This is a genomic window from Streptomyces sp. NPDC050997 (assembly GCF_040660135.1).
Lineage (GTDB): Bacteria > Actinomycetota > Actinomycetes > Streptomycetales > Streptomycetaceae > Streptomyces.
In genome coordinates, this window is the sequence record NZ_JBFAGK010000013.1 from 1 (window position 1) to 18,016 (window position 18,016).

The 18,016-nt window shown below is 72.3% G+C and carries 16 protein-coding genes and 2 pseudogenes; 14 read left to right on the forward strand and 4 right to left on the reverse strand.

What is annotated here, in order from left to right:
• Positions 1–91 precede the first annotated feature (91 nt).
• Both AB0H86_RS27075 and AB0H86_RS27080 read right to left on the reverse strand, forming a co-directional pair.
• Positions 92–1,294: an amino acid deaminase/aldolase gene (locus tag AB0H86_RS27075; protein ID WP_362443942.1), complete on the reverse strand. Its 1,203-nt coding sequence runs from the start codon at positions 1,292–1,294 to the stop codon at positions 92–94.
• Between the two features lie 1,236 nt (positions 1,295–2,530).
• Positions 2,531–2,656, reverse strand: a complete 126-nt coding sequence (locus AB0H86_RS27080; protein ID WP_362443945.1) for a hypothetical protein — start codon at positions 2,654–2,656, stop codon at positions 2,531–2,533.
• A gap of 205 nt (positions 2,657–2,861) precedes the next feature.
• On the opposite strand from AB0H86_RS27080, the gene AB0H86_RS27085 reads away from it, so the two are divergent.
• Genes AB0H86_RS27085 through AB0H86_RS27095 form a run of 3 tightly spaced genes read left to right on the forward strand, consistent with a single transcriptional unit; the run spans position 2,862 to position 5,334 of the window.
• Positions 2,862–3,713, forward strand: a complete 852-nt coding sequence (locus AB0H86_RS27085) for a hypothetical protein (RefSeq protein ID WP_362443947.1) — start codon at positions 2,862–2,864, stop codon at positions 3,711–3,713.
• Positions 3,710–4,960: a type VII secretion-associated serine protease mycosin gene (mycP, locus tag AB0H86_RS27090; RefSeq protein ID WP_362443949.1), complete on the forward strand. Its 1,251-nt coding sequence runs from the start codon at positions 3,710–3,712 to the stop codon at positions 4,958–4,960. The genes AB0H86_RS27085 and mycP overlap by 4 nt, the downstream gene beginning before the upstream one ends.
• Entirely contained in the window at positions 4,957–5,334 is a 378-nt protein-coding gene (locus AB0H86_RS27095) for a VOC family protein (protein WP_362443951.1), read from the forward strand. Before mycP ends, AB0H86_RS27095 begins: the two co-directional genes overlap by 4 nt.
• 4 nt (positions 5,335–5,338) lie before the next feature.
• Here AB0H86_RS27095 and AB0H86_RS27100 read toward each other — a convergent pair whose 3' ends face one another.
• Positions 5,339–6,412 (reverse strand): serine hydrolase, encoded by a 1,074-nt coding sequence (locus AB0H86_RS27100; RefSeq protein ID WP_362443954.1) that lies wholly within the window; start codon positions 6,410–6,412, stop codon positions 5,339–5,341.
• A 150-nt stretch (positions 6,413–6,562) separates the two neighbouring features.
• Here AB0H86_RS27100 and AB0H86_RS27105 point away from each other — a divergent pair, with 150 nt between their 5' ends.
• Entirely contained in the window at positions 6,563–7,294 is a 732-nt protein-coding gene (locus AB0H86_RS27105) for an SseB family protein (protein WP_362443957.1), read from the forward strand.
• A 66-nt stretch (positions 7,295–7,360) separates the two neighbouring features.
• Here AB0H86_RS27105 and AB0H86_RS27110 read toward each other — a convergent pair whose 3' ends face one another.
• Entirely contained in the window at positions 7,361–7,735 is a 375-nt protein-coding gene (locus AB0H86_RS27110; RefSeq protein WP_362443960.1) for a DUF1844 domain-containing protein, read from the reverse strand.
• A gap of 363 nt (positions 7,736–8,098) precedes the next feature.
• Here AB0H86_RS27110 and infC point away from each other — a divergent pair, with 363 nt between their 5' ends.
• From infC to AB0H86_RS27160, 10 genes and pseudogenes are all read left to right on the forward strand, one after another.
• Positions 8,099–8,776 carry a translation initiation factor IF-3 gene (gene infC / locus AB0H86_RS27115; protein ID WP_362444475.1) on the forward strand — a complete coding sequence of 226 codons (678 nt, stop codon included), beginning with the start codon at positions 8,099–8,101 and terminating at the stop codon, positions 8,774–8,776.
• A 109-nt stretch (positions 8,777–8,885) separates the two neighbouring features.
• Positions 8,886–9,080, forward strand: coding sequence for a 50S ribosomal protein L35 (gene rpmI, locus AB0H86_RS27120; protein WP_362444478.1), 195 nt, complete (start codon positions 8,886–8,888; stop codon positions 9,078–9,080).
• A gap of 90 nt (positions 9,081–9,170) precedes the next feature.
• A complete protein-coding gene (gene rplT / locus AB0H86_RS27125; RefSeq protein ID WP_362443963.1) occupies positions 9,171–9,554 on the forward strand; it encodes a 50S ribosomal protein L20 in 384 nt (127 codons plus the stop codon).
• Between the two features lie 162 nt (positions 9,555–9,716).
• Positions 9,717–10,577 carry an RNA methyltransferase gene (locus AB0H86_RS27130; protein WP_362443966.1) on the forward strand — a complete coding sequence of 287 codons (861 nt, stop codon included), beginning with the start codon at positions 9,717–9,719 and terminating at the stop codon, positions 10,575–10,577.
• 65 nt (positions 10,578–10,642) lie between these two features.
• Complete coding sequence (locus tag AB0H86_RS27135) at positions 10,643–11,788, forward strand: ATP-binding protein (RefSeq protein WP_362443969.1); 1,146 nt, start codon at positions 10,643–10,645, stop codon at positions 11,786–11,788.
• Positions 11,789–11,927: 139 nt separating this feature from the next.
• Positions 11,928–13,073, forward strand: a complete 1,146-nt coding sequence (gene pheS / locus AB0H86_RS27140; protein WP_362443972.1) for a phenylalanine--tRNA ligase subunit alpha — start codon at positions 11,928–11,930, stop codon at positions 13,071–13,073.
• Positions 13,073–15,619 (forward strand): phenylalanine--tRNA ligase subunit beta, encoded by a 2,547-nt coding sequence (pheT, locus tag AB0H86_RS27145; RefSeq protein WP_362443975.1) that lies wholly within the window; start codon positions 13,073–13,075, stop codon positions 15,617–15,619. The genes pheS and pheT overlap by 1 nt, the downstream gene beginning before the upstream one ends.
• Positions 15,620–15,819: 200 nt before the next feature.
• Positions 15,820–15,957: pseudogene (locus AB0H86_RS27150) on the forward strand (class I SAM-dependent methyltransferase); the annotation flags it as partial.
• Positions 15,958–15,973: 16 nt separating this feature from the next.
• Positions 15,974–16,231 (forward strand): annotated as a pseudogene (locus AB0H86_RS27155) (hypothetical protein); the annotation flags it as partial.
• 400 nt (positions 16,232–16,631) lie between these two features.
• Positions 16,632–17,972 carry a transcriptional regulator gene (locus AB0H86_RS27160; protein WP_362443978.1) on the forward strand — a complete coding sequence of 447 codons (1,341 nt, stop codon included), beginning with the start codon at positions 16,632–16,634 and terminating at the stop codon, positions 17,970–17,972.
• Positions 17,973–18,016 lie beyond the last annotated feature (44 nt).

Genomic DNA, 18,016 nt, shown 5'->3' on the forward strand with positions numbered 1-18,016 from the left:
GGGCGTCGATGCGGAGCATCGGCAACCGACGACAACGCGGCAGATGTGCGTGCCACACCCCGCGTCTGCGGCGTGATCCAAACGACAGGCCCTAGAGGAAGGTGTGGCCCTCCCCGCGATACGTCGGGACCGTCGCCGTCACCGCGTCCCCCTCGATCAGGTGCAGCGCGTCGAACCGCTCGCACAACTCGCCGGCCTTGGCGTGCCGGAACCACACCTTGTCACCGATGAGGAGGTCGTCGGCGGGGGAGCCGAGCAGCGGCGTCTGCACCTCGCCGGGCCCCTCCTGGGGGTCGTACTTCAACCCCTCCGGCAGATACGGCACCGGCAGCCGGTCGGGCCCGGCCGCGCCCGAGGCGGGGTAGCCGCCGCCGAGGACGGTCACGACACCGACCCCGGGCCGCCGGACGACGGGCTGGGCGAAGAGCGCGGCGGGACGCCCGCTGAACGACGTGTAGTTGTCGAACAGCCGCGGTACGTACAGTCCCGACCCGGCGGCGATCTCGGTGACCGCGTCCTCCGCGGCGGTGTGCTGAACACTGCCCGTGCCGCCGCCGTTGACGAACTCCAGGTCCGGCACGACGGCCCGCACCGCGCGCACCACCTCCGCACGCCGCTCGGCGAGTTCCCGGCGCGCGGTGGCCTGCATCAGCCGTATCGCACGCGAGCGCAGCGGCCGTCCGGCGACGGCGTCCCCGACACCGGCGATGTGCCCCTCGTACGCCATGATCCCCACGACCTTGAACCCCGGCCGCCGGGCCACGGTACGGGCCATGTCGGCGACCTGGGCCGGGGAGCGCAGCGGGGAGCGGCGGGCGCCGACCCGTACCCGGCCGCCGAGGAGATTGAGCGCGGTGTCCAACTCCAGGCAGACACGGATGACTTCGCTTCCGCCGCCGCGGGCGTCGTCGATCAGCCCCAGCTGCGCGGGGTCGTCGACCATCACGGTCACGGCGGCGGCGAGCTTGGGGTCGGAGGCCAGCTCGGCGAACCCGGCGCGGTCGGCGGAGGGGTAGGCGAGCAGGACGTCGTCGAATCCACTCCGGGCCAGCCACAGGGACTCGGCGAGGGTGAAGGACATGAGGCCCGCGAAGCCGTCCCGCGCCAGCGCGCGTTCCAGCAGGGCCCGGCAGCGTACGGACTTGCTGGCGACCCGGACCGGCTTGCCGTCGGCACGGCGGACGAGATCGTCCGCGTTGGCGTCGAAGGCGTCCAGGTCCACGATCGCGAGAGGGGCGTCGAGATGGGCGGTGGCCCGGTCGTAACGGGCCCGGTCGGAGGCGCGCGCAGTCATGAACGCAGCCTGCCAGACAGGATTACCGCAGGGTAGGGGGATGTTCCGGGCAGATGCCCCGGGGGGTGCGGACTGGTTCCCGTTCGCCCGCCAACAACCCGTAGAGTGACGCGCACGCACGGAGGGCCGCTCCGTCTCCGGCCGCACGTCCGCGCCGGGATGCCGGTCCGTCCATGCGGGTATGCGTGCCAGGGACGGCCGAGTCCACGCCGGGCCCGGCCGACGGTGACAACGGCCCGTGTGCGTGGAGACGGCCCGGGCGCGAGGAAACGGGGGGTGCATGAGCACGGAAGCGCGGCGCGCCCCCATTCCCCCACGCCCGTCCCAGCCGCCGACGGCGGGGACCGGGGAGAGTGCTCCGTCGGAGCCCGGATCAGGATCTGGATCTGGATCGGGGGCCGGATCAGGTACCGGCGGGGAAGTCGCCCCCGATTCCGCTGACGGTTCGCTGCCTGGGGGCGGGGGTGTCTTCGGGGCTCGGACGATGCCAGTGGGTCCAGGGGCTCCCGCTGTCGGTTCCGGTCCGGTCGGTGGGAGTGGCTCCGGCTCCGGGGCCGGTGCGTCCGGTCGCCGCGACAGTGAGACCGACGGCGACAAGGTCGGCCGCGCGTCCTCCGCACGGCACATCGGCCCCCGCGTCCCTAACCTGCGGGCACCGTCCTTCGGGACCAACGGTTCCTCCGCCACCCCGCCGCCCCCGCCCAGGGCCTCGGCCCGCTTCCCCGACACACCACCGGCGACCGACCGCGTGCCGCCCCGGTCGACTTCCGGGTCCCCGGCGTCGGACTCGATACCGCCCCGTCCGAGCCATCGGCCTCCGGTCCCGCCGCGCCGTACGCCGGCACCCGCCGAGACCGCGTTCGAGACAACGTTCCGCCTCCGCCCGATCCCCCCGGCCCCCGCGCGGCCGCAGCCGGAATCGGGCCCGAGCGCCGCCCCGCAGGCACCGCGGTCCGGCGCCCGCCCGGGCTCTACGTCCGCCGAGCCTTTCGGAGGGGTGGGTTCACCGGGTGGCCGGGCGGTCGGCTCGCAGGCGGCCGGGTCCGCTGCCTCCGGGGGACCGCAGCGGTCTGACTCCCGCCCAGGTTCGGCCCCGTCGGCACCGCGATCCGGCGGCGCCCGCCCGGACGCCGTACCCGATCGCCATCGCGGCTCCGCGATGCCCGCCGCGCGATCCGGCGCCCGTACGGATTCCGCGCCCGATCGCCACCCTGGCCCCGCCGCGCAGCCAGGCGCTCACCCAAGCACCCCGTCCACGCCCGCCCGCCCCGGCTTCCCGCCCCGCCCGACCCGGAAGGCGCCGGGCGCCTCCGGCACCGACAGCGGCTCGGACGCGCCGTTCGCGACGCCTCCCGTACCCACGAGCGCTCCGCACACGCGCCCGGCACCCCCCAGGCCCCGGAGCCGCCCGCAACGGTCCTCCGCGCCCACCAGCCCTGAAGGCCGTACGCAGTCCCCGTCGACGCCCGCCGGCTCCCGACCTGGGGCCCCCGAGTCCCCCCGCCCCCCGCACGACTCCGATTCCGTCGGTCGTCGGCCCGACCCCGCGCTCTCCTGGAGCGCGCCCATGGCACCCGGTGGACCCCCTGGTTCCGGGCGGCCCATCGTGTCGTTCGGGGAGCCCGAGGGGTATCGCGAGCGGGCCCGGCCGCGGGCGCTCCCGGCGTGGATCCGGCCTCGGGTCGCCGCCGCGGCGGCGTGTGTCGTGCTCGGGCTCGGACTCATCGGCGGTGCCGTGACCGGGAGTTGGCTCGTGGGGGAGCCGGGGCCGAGCGGGACGCGGGACAGCTTCGCCGCGGCCGGTGGGCTGTGGCACAGCGTCCCGGTGGACCGGCTGTTCCCGCCCACCGTGGAAGGACAGGGCGCCGGCCCCGGCGGTGCCGACCGCACCTGGACGCGCATCGCCGTCGCCCCGGACACCGACTGCGAGAAGGCCTTCGACCCCCTGCTGAGCAAGGCCCTCGCCCCCGTCGGCTGCGAGCGGCTGCTGCGCGCCACCTACACGGACGCCACCCAGAGCTACGTCACCACCGTCGGCCTTCTCTTCACCAAGGCCGACGCCACCGCGATGAGCGCCCTCGCCAAGGGGTTCAAGGACCAGGGCCTCGCCGACCGCACCGATCTGATGCCCCGCCCGTACGCCGCCAAGGGCACTCTCGCCGCCGGGTTCGGCACCGAGCAGCGCGCCTCCTGGACCATGTCCGTCCTCACCGACGCCCCCGTCGTCGTGTACGCCGTCTCCGGCTGGGCCGACGGCCGTACCGTGGACGACCCGCAGCCCGCCGCGCAGGCCCTGACCTCCGGCGCCACCACCGCCTCCGCCCAGGCCGGCCTCGGCAACGAGGCGCAGGGCCTCGCCGACCGCGTCGAACGCGGCCTGCGCAAGACCGTCAGCTCACCCACGGAGCAGCCCTCATGAGCCGCGTGAGCCGCAAGAACCGCGTGAGTCCGACGAGCGGGGTGAGCGTCAGAACCCGCCGGGCCGGCCTCCTGAGCGTCCTCCTCGCCGCCTCCGTCACCCTCGTGCCGCCCACCGCCGCGCACGCCGACGGCATCCGCGCCCAGCAGTGGGCCCTCGACGCCATGCACACCGAGCAGGCCTGGCGCACCACGAAGGGCGCGGGCGTCACCGTCGCCGTCCTGGACACCGGCGTCGAGGCGGACCACCCCGACCTGGTCGGCAACGTCCTCACCGGCAAGGACATGATCGGCTTCGGTGCGAAGGACGGCGACCGCGCCTGGGCCCGCCACGGCACCGCGATGGCCGGGATCATCGCCGGCCACGGACACGGCGCCGACAACGCCGACGGCGTGCTGGGCATCGCACCCGAGGCGAAGATCCTCCCTGTCCGGGTGATCCTCGAGGACGGCGACTCGTCCCGTGCCAAAGCCCGCAGCACCCGCGGCAACGCCCTCGCCGAAGGCATCCGTTGGGCCACCGACCAGGGCGCCGACGTCATCAACCTCTCCCTCGGCGACGACTCCGCCTCCGCACATCCCGAACCCGCCGAGGATGAGGCCGTCCAGTACGCCCTCAAGAAGGGCGCCGTGGTCGTCGCCTCGGCGGGCAACGGCGGCGAGAAGGGCGACCACATCTCCTACCCGGCGGCCTACCCGGGCGTCATCGCCGCCACCGCCGTCGACAAGTACGGCACCCGCGCCTCCTTCTCCACCCGCCGCTGGTACTCCACGGTCAGCGCCCCCGGCGTCGACGTCGTCATCGCCGACCCCGACCACAAGTACTACGAGGGCTGGGGCACCAGCGCCGCCTCCGCCTTCGTCTCCGGCGCGGTCGCGCTGATCAGGGCCGCCGACCCCGGCCTGACCCCCGCCCAGATCAAGAAGCTCCTGGAGGACACGGCCCGCAACGCCCCGGCGGACGGCCGCGACGACTCCCGGGGCTTCGGCTTCATCGACCCGGCCGCCGCTCTCACAGAGGCCGGCCGCCTCAAACCGGAGGGCCTGGAGTCCGCTTCGTACGGCGACAAGTACTTCGGCTCCGGCCCGGACACCGCCGACGAGGACGACGGCCCGGCCGGCTGGGCGGCCTCCCTCGCGGGCGGCGCCGGGGGCCTGCTGCTGGTCGGCGCGGTGTTCCTGTGGCGTGGCCGCCGCCGTGCGCCGCGCCCCTACGACGGCTACGAGTCCCAGGACGGCTGGACATGATCGCCGACCTGCAGTGTGTGGTGCTGGACTGCGCCGAGCCCGGGCAACTGGCCGAGTTCTACCGGTTGTTGCTCGGCGGCACCGTCAACCGGCCGGACCGGCGGTGGGCGGTCGGTGACGACTGGGCCACCCTGCACGCGTCCTCGGGCCTGGTGCTCGCCTTCCAGCGGGTGGCCGACTACCAGGCCCCGCGGTGGCCGGATCCCGCCCGACCTCAGCAGTTCCACCTGGACTTCGCCGTCACGGACCCGGACCGGGCACGCGAGGAGGTGCTGGCCGCGGGCGCGACCCTGCTCGACGGCGGCTCCGACAGCCGGAGTTGGCGCGTCTACGCGGACCCGGCAGGGCACCCCTTCTGCCTGGTCCGCCACTGACCGGTCACTGCGCCGAAGACGCCGAAGACGCCGAAGACGCCGAAGACGCCGAAGCGGCCGAGGACGCGGAGGACGAGGCCGAGGCGGACGCCCCGTCGGCCGTGAACACCGACACCGCCGCCTTCGTCGCCGCCTCGACCAGCGAAATCCCCCGCGCCTTCGTCGTGTTGCCCTTCGACAGCGCGGCCACCAGATAGTCGTGGCCGTCCACGGTCACCCGCCCGATGCTGTTGATGACCCACAGACCGGTGGCGCTGCGTGGCATCCAGCCGTTCTTCAGCGCCCACGCGGAGCCGTCGGCCACCGCGGACACCCCCCAGTGCTGATCGGCGGCGATCTGCCCCATCAGCCCTCGCAGATACGTCCGCGAGGCCTCACTCAGCTCCGAGTCCGTGCCGAACACCTGCTGGAGCAGGGTGAGTTGGTCGGCGGCCGTGGTCTGGGTGAGCCCCCACAGCGCCCCCTCGGCGCCCTCCGTGCCGGTCAGCCCGAACCGTTCGTTCGCGGCGTCCAGCCCGTCCGCCTCACCGATGCCGCGCCACAACGCCGACGCCGCGTCGTTGTCGCTGTTCTCGATCATCACCGTGGCGTACGACTTCTCCTGCGCCGTGAGATGCCTGCCCTCGTCCTGCGCCTGGAGCAGCAGCGTCGCCAGGATGTCGACCTTGACGATGCTCGCCGTATCGAAGGCCCCGTCGCCGTACCCGGCGCTCGCGCCGGAGTCCGGGTCCACCACCGCCACCGACACCTCCGCGGTGTCCGCCACGCTCACCGTCTTCATGGCGACGGCCAGCAGGGCGTCGTGGTCCACCGTCGGCTCCGTCACGGGTTCCACCGATGCCTCCCCCTTCCCCGAGGCCGAGGCCGAGGCCGCGGCCGAACCCGGGGCCGTCGACGAATCCGACGGCGCCCCCGCCGAAGATATGACGCCCGTACCGGAGTGCGCCTGCGCCTTCACATACACCGTCCCCGCGGCCGTGGCACCGACGATCGCGACGGAGGCGAGCGCGGCGTACAGCAGTGGGCGCTTCCGGGACGGGCGGGAGCGGTGGCTTCGCGCGGCTCTGGAGGACTCCATGCCCGCGATGCTGGGGGCGTCGACTGTGCGAGGCGTTAGACGAACGTTAGATGTGTGTCAGGGAAATCTGAGAAAACTGTGAAAGCTGTCACCGGCGGGTTTCCGGACCCGCACAAGCCCAGCAGCATTCCCCCGATAGGGTCGGTGACCGTGGCGAACAAGAACATTCCCGACTCCGGCTTCTCCGACGACGACGGCACGGCCGATCCCCGGCTGAGCGCGGCGCTGGCCGCCTGGGCGGACGACCATGGCGCCGAGGGACCCGTCCTGGAGGCGCTCAAGGACGCCCGGCTGCTCGTCCCCGTCGTGGCCGTGCTCGGCGAGGTCGAGGAGGACGAGAAGGGGCTGCGCCGCGAGAAGACCAGCGACATGGCCGTACCGACGCTGAAGGCGGGCCACCGCACCGCCCTGCCGGCCTTCACGTCCACCGAGTCGCTGGCCCGCTGGGACCCGGCGGCCCGCCCCGTCGCCGTACCCCTGCACCAGGCGCTGCAGGCGGCGGCGCACGAGAAGGCGGACACGATCGTGCTGGACCTGGCCGGACCCGTGCCGTACGAGCTCGCCGGATCCGCACTGCTCGCGCTGGCCGAGGGGCGGACGACGGCCGACCCGCTCGCCGACCCGGCGGTGCGCGACGCGGTACGGACCGCGGTGGCCGCCGAGCCGGGCGTGCTCCGTGCCCACCTCGGGCCCGGACAGGCCGACGGCACCCTCGCCCTCGTACTGGACGCGTCCGCACCCCCCGCCGAGGCCGCCCGCGCGGTCGCCGAGCGCCTCGCCGCCGACGAAACGCTGAGGGCCCGCCTGGTGCGCGGCCTCGACCTGGCACTGCTGCCGGCCGGGGCGACGCCGCCGGGCGAGCCCTTGTACGTACGCGGATGAATCAGCGGATGAAGTGGATCTGACTGCGGATCTGACTGCGGATCTGACTGCGGATCTGGCTGCGGTCTAGCCGTAGATCGGGCCGGTGTACTTCTCGCCCGGGCCCTGGCCCGGCTCGTCCCGGATGAGGGAGGCCTCGCGGAACGCCAGCTGGAGCGACTTCAGACCGTCCCGCAGCGGTGCCGCGTGGAAGGAGCTGATCTCGGTCGCGCTCGCGTCGAGCAGACCGGCGAGGGCGTGGATCAGCTTGCGGGCCTCATCCAGGTCCTTGTACTTGTCGCCCTCCTCAGTCAGGCCGAGCTTCACGGCGGCGGCGCTCATCAGGTTGACCGCGACCGTCACGATCACCTCGACGGCGGGGACCTCGGCGATGTCGCGGGTCATCTCGTCGAAGCCGGGGCCCGCGGCGGACTCGGCGGACTCAGCAGGGGTGTCACTCATGCCCCACACGATAGGGCCCGGTGTACGACGGTTCGCACCACCCCCGGCTAGCTGCTAACCTTGTGTGATGACCGGCCGGACAGGAATGTCCGGCCCACAAGTGGAGGCTCCGATCTCCCACCTGACTGTCCCCCGGGACGGCGGGTCACCCCGGTCAGGCGGCCACCATCGTTCCGTACGGACGATGGAGTCGCCCGAATGTGCGCCCCGTGGCATCACCACGGCGGTGCTCCGGTAGTGCTTGGAGCCCCGCCTGTGATCGTCCGGGGCATTTTTTGTGCTTCGACGCGGTTAGGTCTGTCTAAAAGAGACAAAACGCGGCCGTCCGCCAGATGGTCGTGTGGTGCTAACCGAGGAGGATCCATCAGCGCCGAGCCCCGCATCAACGACCGGATTCGCGTTCCCGAGGTGCGACTTGTCGGCCCCAGTGGCGAGCAGGTGGGCATCGTCCCCCTGGCCAAGGCACTGGAGCTTGCACAGGAGTACGACCTGGACCTGGTCGAGGTGGCGGCGACCGCCCGTCCGCCTGTGTGCAAGCTCATGGACTACGGGAAGTTCAAGTACGAGTCGGCCATGAAGGCCCGTGAGGCGCGCAAGAACCAGGCGCACACGGTCATCAAGGAGATGAAGCTCCGGCCGAAGATCGACCCGCACGACTATGACACCAAGAAGGGTCACGTCGTCCGGTTCCTCAAGCAGGGCGACAAGGTCAAGATCACGATCATGTTCCGTGGTCGCGAGCAGTCCCGGCCCGAGCTGGGCTTCCGACTGCTGCAGCGTCTCGCGGAGGACGTCCAGGACCTCGGTTTCGTAGAGTCGAACCCGAAGCAGGACGGCCGAAACATGATCATGGTTCTCGGTCCGCACAAGAAGAAGACCGAGGCGATGGCCGAGGCTCGCCAGGCGCAGGAAGCCCGCAAGGCCGAAGCGAAGGCCAACCCCGGCAAGTCGCAGAACGCCGCGGAGTCCGACGAGGACGTCGAGATCGACGACGTCGTGGAAGACGCCGAGGCACCTGCCGAGGCTTCCGCCGACGCGTGATCCCCAGGGACGCGAGTCCCCAGGAAGTAACCGATACGAGAGCGACGCTCCGCGGTGCCCGGTTTTCGTGACCGGGCATCGGAGCGCCACCGACGAGGAGAACGGCGACATGCCGAAGAACAAGACGCACAGCGGTGCCAAGAAGCGCTTCCGGGTGACCGGGTCGGGCAAGGTACTCCGCCAGCGTGCGGGCCGCCGCCACTACCTCGAGCACAAGCCCTCGACGCTGACCCGCCGTCTGGCCGGCACCGTCGAGCTGGCGCCGGGCGATGCCGCCAAGGCGAAGAAGCTCCTCGGGATGTAGTGCGCGCCCTGCGTGGGCAGGGCGCAGCCGATAACCGGGACCAAGCCGTTCTCGGGTCACCCTCGTGACCCAGCTACAAGGAGTTAACAAGTGGCACGCGTCAAGCGGGCAGTCAACGCCCACAAGAAGCGCCGGGCGATTCTCGAAGCGGCCTCCGGCTACCGCGGTCAGCGTTCGCGCCTGTACCGCAAGGCCAAGGAGCAGGTCACCCACTCGCTGGTCTACAACTACAACGACCGCAAGAAGCGCAAGGGTGACTTCCGTCGGCTGTGGATCCAGCGCATCAACGCCGCTGCCCGCGCCAACGGCATCACCTACAACCGCTTCATCCAGGGTCTGAACGCCGCGAACATCGAGGTCGACCGCAAGATCCTGGCCGAGCTCGCCGTGAACGACGCGACCGCGTTCGCCGCGCTCGTCGAGGCGGCCCAGAAGGCGCTGCCGTCGGACGTGAACGCGCCGAAGGCCGCGTGACGTCGCGCCGGCTCTAGGCCGAGGTGACTGGACCCGCAGGTTTACTGACCTGCGGGTTCTTTGCTGCCGACGTGACGGCCGTTGTTCGGGTGTGGGGTGTCGTGGGCTGGTCGCGCAGTTCCCCACGCCCCTGAAAGCCCTTTACTGAAGGTGATGCTGAACATGCCGCCCACCACCCCCGAGTTGATCTCCCCCCGTTCTGCCCGGGTCACCGCCGCCCGGCGGCTGGCCAAGCGGAACTTCCGGGGGAAGGAGCGGCTGTTCCTCGCGGAGGGGCCGCAGGCCGTGCGGGAGGCGGCGGCACACCGCAGCGGCTCGAGCGGCACCCTCACCGAGCTCTTCGCCACCGTCGAGGCCGCGGAGCGCTACCCGGACATCATCGGTGAGGCCCGCGCCGCCGGGGCCCGGGTCCATCTCGCCACCGACGACGTCATCGCCGACATCTCGACCACCGTCACCCCGCAGGGCCTCGTCGGCATCTGCCGGTTCCTCGACACGCCCTTCGAGGACGTCCTGCGCGCCCGGCCCAAGCTCGTCGCCGTGCTCGCCCACGTACGGGATCCCGGGAACGCCGGCACCGTGCTGCGGTGCGCGGACGCCGCCGGCGCCGAGGCCGTCGTCCTCACCGACGCCTCCGTCGACCTGTACAACCCGAAGACCGTACGGGCGTCCGTCGGGTCCCTGTTCCACCTTCCCGTCGCTGTCGGTGTGCCCGTGGAGCAGGCCGTCGCCGGACTCAAGGACGCCGGTGTGCGGATCCTCGCCGCCGACGGAGCCGGGATGGACGATCTCGACGACGAGCTGGACAAGGGGACCATGGGCGGGCCGACCGCCTGGGTGTTCGGGAACGAGGCCTGGGGGCTGCCGGAGGAGACCCGCGCACTCGCGGACGCCGTGGTGCGCGTCCCGATCCACGGGAAGGCCGAGAGCCTGAACCTCGCCACCGCCGCCGCCGTATGTCTCTATGCGTCGGCCCGTGCACAGCGCGGCTCCGGAGGGTGCCGTTCGGTCACCGAGAGCTAGTAAGGTGACCAGCTCGGGGGCCCACTGCGCCAGTTGAGAGGCCGTCTGAGAGGTGGGGTACGGGGATGAGCGTCGGCACGAGCAGCGCACCGGGGGCACGGGATGTGCGGCACCCGCCCGCGCCCCGGCCCGGTGACCTCGCCGAGCTCGGCATCGACCCCGACCAGCTGCCCGACGGCCTGGTCGTCGCCGACGAGCACGGGCGCGTGATCTGCTTCAACGCCGCCGCCGAACGCATCACCGCCGTCCCCGCCGCCGACGCCCTCGGGCAACGTCTGGAGAAGGCCCTCCCTTTAGAGGACCTGGAGGGGCGCCGCTGGTGGCAGTTGACCGACCCGTACGGCGGACTCGCCATCCGGGTCGGCCAGCCCGAGCGCAACCTCCTCCTGCCCGGCGGCCGTGAGGTCCTCGTCTCCGCGCGCTACGTCCGCACCGCGCCCACCGGACCCGTCCGCCGTCTCGTCGTCTCCCTCCGCGACACCGAGGCCCGCCGCCGCACCGAACGCAGCCACGCCGAGCTGATCGCCACCGTCGCCCACGAGCTGCGCTCCCCGCTCACCTCCGTCAAGGGCTTCACCGCCACGCTCCTCGCCAAGTGGGAGAGGTTCACCGACGACCAGAAGCGGCTGATGCTGGAGACCGTCGACGCGGACGCCGACCGGGTCACCCGGCTCATCGCCGAACTCCTGGACATCTCGCGGATCGACTCCGGGCGGCTGGAATTGCGGCGCCAGCCCGTCGACATGGGCGCCGCCGTCGGCCGGCACATCCAGGCCTACGTCGCCGCCGGGCTGCCCGCCGACCGGTTCCTGCTGCGCCTGCAGCAGCCGCTGCCCGACCTGTGGGCCGACCCCGACAAGATCGACCAGGTGCTCAGCAACCTGCTGGAAAACGCGGTGCGCCACGGCGAGGGAACCGTCACGATTGACATCACGCCCACGGCGTCCCCGCGCGAAGGGGAAAGCAACGAGAACGCCGCCACGTCGGTCACGGTGAGCGACGAGGGGTCCGGCATCCCGGAGGAGTCCATGAACCGTGTCTTCACCCGCTTCTGGCGGGGCAGCAAGCGCGGTGGCACCGGCCTCGGGCTCTACATCGTCAAGGGCATCGTCGAGGTCCACGGCGGCACCATCACGGTCGGCCGCGCCCCCGGCGGCGGCGCCGAGTTCCGATTTACGTTGCCCGTGAGCGCTCCGGCCTATCTGACCTGAGAGCCCGCGGGCGCATCCGCCCATCCGCACCCCGTTAGACTCGGCCACTGGCACCTTTGTGTCCCAGGGACGGCCCTCCGACCTCTGAGCGAGTCGGTGACGGGGACCTTCAGCCAGCCAATCGGAAGCACGGGAAGAGATGTCGGCACCGAATAAGTCGTACGACCCTGTAGAGGTCGAGGCCTTGAAACCGGAACAGATCGAGCGCATGCGGGACGAGGCGCTCGCCGCCTTCGCCGCCGCGGGCTCCCTCGACGCACTCCAGGAGGCCAAGGTCGCCCACACCGGCGGCACCTCCCCGCTGGCCCTCGCCAACCGCGAGATCGGCGCCCTGCCCCCGCACGCCAAGGCCGCCGCCGGCAAGCTCGTCGGCCAGGCCCGCGGCGCCGTGAACAAGGCCCTCGCCGTCCGCCAGGCCGAGCTGGAGGCCGAGCGGGACCAGCGCGTGCTGGTCGAGGAGGCGGTGGACGTCACGCTGCCGTACGACCGGGTACCGGCCGGCGCCCGCCACCCGCTCACCACGCTCTCGGAGCGCATCGAGGACATCTTCGTGGCCATGGGCTACGAGGTCGCCGAGGGCCCTGAGGTCGAGACCGAGTGGTTCAACTTCGACGCCCTCAACATCGGCCCGGACCATCCGGCCCGCGGCGAGGCCGACACCTTCTTCGTGCAGACCGCATCCGACAGCGGCTCCGCCGCGGGCGACGGCGGCACCGAGTCCGGCGTCGTCCTGCGCACCCACACCTCGCCCGTGCAGATCCGCTCGCTGCTCGACCGCGAGCTGCCGGTGTACACGATCTGCCCCGGCCGCGTGTACCGCACCGACGAGCTGGACGCCACCCACACCCCGGTCTTCCACCAGGTCGAGCTGATCGCCGTAGACGAGGGCCTCACCATGGCCGACCTCAAGGGCACCCTTGACCACATGGTCCAGTCCCTGTTCGGCGAGGGCATGAAGACCCGGCTGCGGCCCAACTTCTTCCCGTTCACCGAGCCGTCCGCCGAGATGGACATGGTGTGCTACGTCTGCCGCGGCGAGTCCGTCGGCAATCCCGACCGGCCCTGCCGCACCTGCTCGTCCGAGGGCTGGATCGAGCTCGGCGGCTGCGGCATGGTCAACCCGCGGGTGCTCACCGCCTGCGGCGTCGACCCGGAGAAGTACAGCGGCTTCGCCTTCGGGTTCGGCATCGAGCGGATGCTGATGTTCCGCCACAACGTCGAGGACATGCGAGACATGGTCGAGGGTGACGTCCGGTTCACCCGGCCGTTCGGGATGGAGATCTGATGCGGGTCCCGCTTTCTTGGCTGCGGGAGTACGTCGACCTGCCGGCGACCGAAACCGGCCGTGACGTCCAGGCCAAGCTCATTTCGGCCGGCCTCGAGGTCGAGTCGGTCGAGCACCTCGGCGCCGACCTCAAGGGCCCGCTGGTCGTCGGCCAGGTGCTGACCATCGAGGAGCTGGAGGGCTTCAAGAAGCCGATCCGCTTCTGCACCGTCGACGTCGGGCAGGCCAACGGGACCGGTGAGCCCCAGGAGATCGTCTGCGGCGCCCGCAACTTCGCCGTCGGCGACAAGGTCGTCGTGGTGCTGCCCGGCGCCACCCTCCCGGGCGGCTTCTCGATCTCCGCGCGCAAGACGTACGGCAAGACGTCTCACGGCATGATCTGCTCCGGCGACGAGCTGGGCATGGGCGACGACGGCAGCCACGGCATCATCGTGCTGGCGCCGGAGACCGAGGTCGCCAAGGACGCCATCGAGCTCCTCCAACTGGTCGACGAGGTCCTGGACATCGCCGTCACCGCCAACCGCGGCGACTGTCTGTCCATCCGCGGCGTCGCCCGCGAGACCGCCATCGCCTACGGTCTGCCGCTGCGCGACCCGGCCCTGCTCGACGTCCCCGCCCCGAACGCCTTCGGCTACCCGGTCCGCGTCTCGGAACCGATGGGCTGCGACCGCTTCACCGCGCGTACGGTGACCGGTCTGAGCCCGGAGGCCCGCTCCCCGATCTGGCTCCGGCGCCGGCTGCAGAAGGTCGGCATGCGTCCGATCTCCCTCGCCGTCGACGTCACCAACTACGTGATGATGGAGCTGGGCCAGCCGCTGCACGCCTACGACCGCGGGCTCGTCCAGGGCACCATCGGCGTGCGCCGGGCCGAGGAGGGCGAGAAGATCGTCACCCTCGACGGCGCCACGCGCACCCTGCACGCCGAGGACCTGGTCATCGTGGACGACCGCGGCCCGATCGGGCTCGCCGGCGTGATGGGCGGCGCCGACACGGAGATCGCCGACCTCCCCCAGTCTCGAATTCCCTCGACCGGGGGGACCCCCATGGAGGCCGAGGGCACGACCGACATCGTGATCGAGGCCGCGCACTTCGACGCCGTCTCCATCGCGCGCACGGCCCGCCGCCACAAGCTGTCCTCCGAGGCGTCCCGCCGCTTCGAGCGCGGAGTCGACCCTCAGGCCGCCTCCGCCGCGGCGCAGCGCACCGTCGACCTCCTCGTGCTGCTCGCGGGCGGCACCGCCGAGGCCGGCGTCACCGAGGTGATCGCCCCGTCCGGGCCGCACACCATCACCGTCCCCGCCGACCACCCCGACAAGGTCGCGGGCGTCGAGTACGGCCGCGAGATCGTCGTACGCAGGCTGCAGGAGGTCGGCTGCGACGTGTACGGGCAGGACGAGCTGATCGTCACCGTGCCGTCCTGGCGGCCCGACCTGGGCCGCCCGAACGACCTGGCGGAGGAGGTCATCCGCCTCGAGGGCTACGAGAACCTGCCCTCCACACTGCCCAGGCCCCCGGCAGGCCGCGGCCTCACCCACCGGCAGCGGCTGCACCGCCGCGTCGGCCGGGCCCTGGCCGGATCCGGATATGTCGAGGCGCCGAACTACCCCTTCGTCAACGAGCAGGTCTTCGACCAGCTGGGCCTCGCGGCCGACGACCCGGCCCGCCGCGTCGTCAAGCTGGTCAACCCGCTCAACGACGAGGAGCCCGCGCTCCGTACGTCGCTGCTGCCGGGCCTGCTGGCCGCGCTGCGGCGCAATGACGGCCGGGGCTCGCACGACCTCGCGCTGTTCGAGACCGGGCTGGTCTTCCAGCCGCGTGAGAAGCAGCGCGTCGCCGTCGCGCCGCCGGTGGACCGGCGTCCGACCGACGAGGAGATCGCCGAGCTGAACGCCGCGCTGCCCGAGCAGCCGCGCCATGTCGCCGTCGTCCTCGCGGGCGCCCGCGAGCAGGCCGGCTGGTGGGGCAAGGGCCGCCCGGCGGACTGGGCCGACGCGGTCGAGGCGGCGCGCTCCGTCGCCCGGGAGGCCGGGGCCGAACTGATCGTCCGCGGTGGGCAGTACGGGCCGTGGCATCCGGGCCGGTGTGCCGAGCTGGTGGTGACCGGCGAGGCCGGCGAGCGGATCGTGGGGCACGCGGGCGAGCTGCACCCGCGGGTGCTGAAGGCGCTCGGACTGCCCGCGCGCACCTCCGCGATGGAACTCGACCTGGACGCGCTGGAGCGGGTCGGCGACGCGACATTGCAGGCGCCCGGCATCTCCACGTTCCCGGTGGCGACGCAGGATGTCGCCCTGGTCGTCTCCCGTGACGTGCCGTCGGCCGAGGTCGAGGCCGCGTTGCGCGAGGGGGCCGGTGAACTGCTGGAGGCGATCCGGCTGTTCGACGTGTACGAGAACGACGAGCAGCTCGGCGAGGGCCGGAAGTCCCTCGCGTACGCCCTGCGATTCCGGGCGGCTGACCGGACGCTGACGGTGGACGAGGCGTCCGCGGCTCGGGACGCGGCGGTCGCGCTGGCGGGTGAGCGCATCGGGGCGCTGCTGCGGAGCTAGCGCGCCATCACTCCACTCGACAGGGTGACTTCTCCCGGTGATCTGCCCTTTCGGCCCATGTGGTCGACGCGATCGGACCGGCCTCTCGGGGCCGGTCCGATCGCGTCGGCAGGGCCTGATGCGATAACCATCGGCATGATCCGCATCAAGGCTGGGTTCCCCACAGGTCGCGACGGACCCGCACGGACTTACGGGCGAACCGGGTCCTCGACCTTGGCTGCGGCTCCGGGCAGACCACGCGCCTCGCCGCGCTCAGAGTGCCCCGCGGCAACGCGCTCGGCCTCGATCTGTCCGGCCCGATGCCGGCCGAGGCGCGGGCCCGCGCGGAGCGGGAGGGCACCCGGTCGCCGCCCGCTGCGGCGGGCCCTCGCGCTCGGGCTGCCCACGGTCTGGGGTGCCGTCGCGGTCACCTACAAGCCGGCCTGTCCGCCGGCCCAACAGGACGGGCTGGGCGCGCGGGTGGCCACCCGCGGCGTCGCCGCCGTCCTCGGCAGCTTCCGCGAGGCCGTACCCGACGAGGCCCAACTCGACGGTGTGCTACGGCGGCTGGACCGCACCCTGGCCCGGTACTTGCGTGAGCGGGCCCGCGCCGAACACCCCTCGGCCGGTCCGGAGCCCGGGGTGGGCTGGTACTTCGTGACGACCGGTCAGACCGACACCCCTCAGGGGCGCGGGGAACTGCGCGACCAGCCACAACGCACCCGCAGCCGACAACGCACCTTTAACCGCAACGGCGTTGGCCCCCGCGTATGCCGACGCAGCGCACCGGCGAAGCCGTCCGCCCCGCCACGGAGTGTCGGGCAGGCAGCTGGGCGGACGGCGCGGAAACGGGTCGCCGCACTGTACGAGGGGGAGCCGGCGGCCCGGCCGGCCTCTTGCGAGGCATTTCAGTCAACCGGCTGGAAACTCTCCGCGACAGTGCGCACACGCTGCGGATTCGAGTACTCCGTTCACACCCCGTGTGAAGACACACCCACTACTCTGGCGGCACCGAGCCACCGGGGGGCCTCCCATGCAGCCCAACACTCTGCTCGACGCGATCCTGGACGAGGCGGGGATCTCCCACGCGGGTCTCGCCGCCCATGTGAACCAGGCGGGCCGGGCGCGCGGCCTGGCCCTCCGCTACGAACACACCGCGGTGGCCCGGTGGTTGAAGGGACAGCGGCCCCGGGGCCAGGTGCCGGACCTGATCTGCGAGGTGCTCGCGGCCCGGCTGCAACGCCCCGTCACCCTCGACGACATCGGCCTCGGCGTTCCGGGCGAGCCCGCCGCCCCGCACGGCACCTCGCTATCCGGGTTCGTCGAGCGGGCCACCGCCCTGTGGCGCTCCGACGAGCAGCAGCGCCCGCACATCCTGGGCGCGCCCGCGGTGACCGGCACACCCGCCGTCATGCCGGTGTGGGAGTGGGAGAACCCGCCCGAGGACGTCGACGTCTCGCGCGGCGGCCGGCACCGGGTCACCTCCGCAGACATCGAGATGCTGCGCGCCGCCCGCGCCCACTACGAGCAGATGTACCGCAAGGCGGGCGGCATAGCGACCCGCACCCGGATCGTCGACTTCCTCAACGCCGAGGCCGCACCGCTGCTGCGCGGCAGCTACACCGACGAGACCGGCCGCCAACTGCACCGTGCCACCGGCGGGTTGGTCGCGGTCGCCGGCATCTGCGCCTACGACTCCGACGCGCACGGCCTCGCCCAGCGCTACTTCCACCAGGCACTCAGGCTGGCGAAGGCCAGTGGGGACCGGGGACTCGGCGCCTATGTGATCGCGCTCCTGGTCAACCAGTCGCTGTTCATGCGGGAGCACCGGCAGGCTGTGGCCTTCGCGGAGGCCGCGCTGCGCGCCGCCGGCAAGCACATCACCCCGGCGCTCGCCTCCGACCTGTACGCGATGCAGGCGAAGGCGTACGCCCATCTCGGCGACGGCACGAGCGCGCTGTCCTGCATCCGGCGGGCCGAGCAGGCCGCCGAACGCATCCGGCGCGGACACGAGCCCGACGAGACGGGCTATGTCCAGCCGGGACTCGTCAACGTCCAGGTGGCGGAGGCGCTGCTCAGCCTCGGCGAGCTGGCGGCGGCGTGGGAGCACGCCGCGGCGGCCGTGGACAACCCCGCCCACGACCGGGGCCGGGTGCACCGGCTTGCCATGCTCAGCACGATCGAGCTGCGCCGGGGCAACGCCGACAAGGCGGTGGCCACGGCGGTGCAGATGGCCGAACAGGCCCGGGGGATGGAGTCCCAACGCCTGCGCGACAGACTCAGGGCGGTGCGCGAATACCTGGTGCGGAGCGGCTGCTCGGGCACGGCCGAGGCAGCCGAACTCATCGACGGAGCACTGCGCGTACCGCTGTAGACCGGCACCTGAGCACCGACACCCCATCGTCCCTGCTGCGATAT

Coding starts and splice junctions, on each gene's coding strand:
- AB0H86_RS27075 (WP_362443942.1), bottom strand. CDS start 1,294: ATGACTGCGCGCGCCTCCGACCGGGCCCGTTACGACCGGGCCACCGCC.
- AB0H86_RS27085 (WP_362443947.1), top strand. CDS start 2,862: ATGGCACCCGGTGGACCCCCTGGTTCCGGGCGGCCCATCGTGTCGTTC.
- mycP (WP_362443949.1), top strand. CDS start 3,710: ATGAGCCGCGTGAGCCGCAAGAACCGCGTGAGTCCGACGAGCGGGGTG.
- AB0H86_RS27095 (WP_362443951.1), top strand. CDS start 4,957: ATGATCGCCGACCTGCAGTGTGTGGTGCTGGACTGCGCCGAGCCCGGG.
- AB0H86_RS27100 (WP_362443954.1), bottom strand. CDS start 6,412: ATGGAGTCCTCCAGAGCCGCGCGAAGCCACCGCTCCCGCCCGTCCCGG.
- AB0H86_RS27110 (WP_362443960.1), bottom strand. CDS start 7,735: ATGAGTGACACCCCTGCTGAGTCCGCCGAGTCCGCCGCGGGCCCCGGC.
- rpmI (WP_362444478.1), top strand. CDS start 8,886: ATGCCGAAGAACAAGACGCACAGCGGTGCCAAGAAGCGCTTCCGGGTG.
- AB0H86_RS27130 (WP_362443966.1), top strand. CDS start 9,717: ATGCCGCCCACCACCCCCGAGTTGATCTCCCCCCGTTCTGCCCGGGTC.
- AB0H86_RS27135 (WP_362443969.1), top strand. CDS start 10,643: ATGAGCGTCGGCACGAGCAGCGCACCGGGGGCACGGGATGTGCGGCAC.
- pheS (WP_362443972.1), top strand. CDS start 11,928: ATGTCGGCACCGAATAAGTCGTACGACCCTGTAGAGGTCGAGGCCTTG.
- pheT (WP_362443975.1), top strand. CDS start 13,073: ATGCGGGTCCCGCTTTCTTGGCTGCGGGAGTACGTCGACCTGCCGGCG.
- AB0H86_RS27160 (WP_362443978.1), top strand. CDS start 16,632: ATGCAGCCCAACACTCTGCTCGACGCGATCCTGGACGAGGCGGGGATC.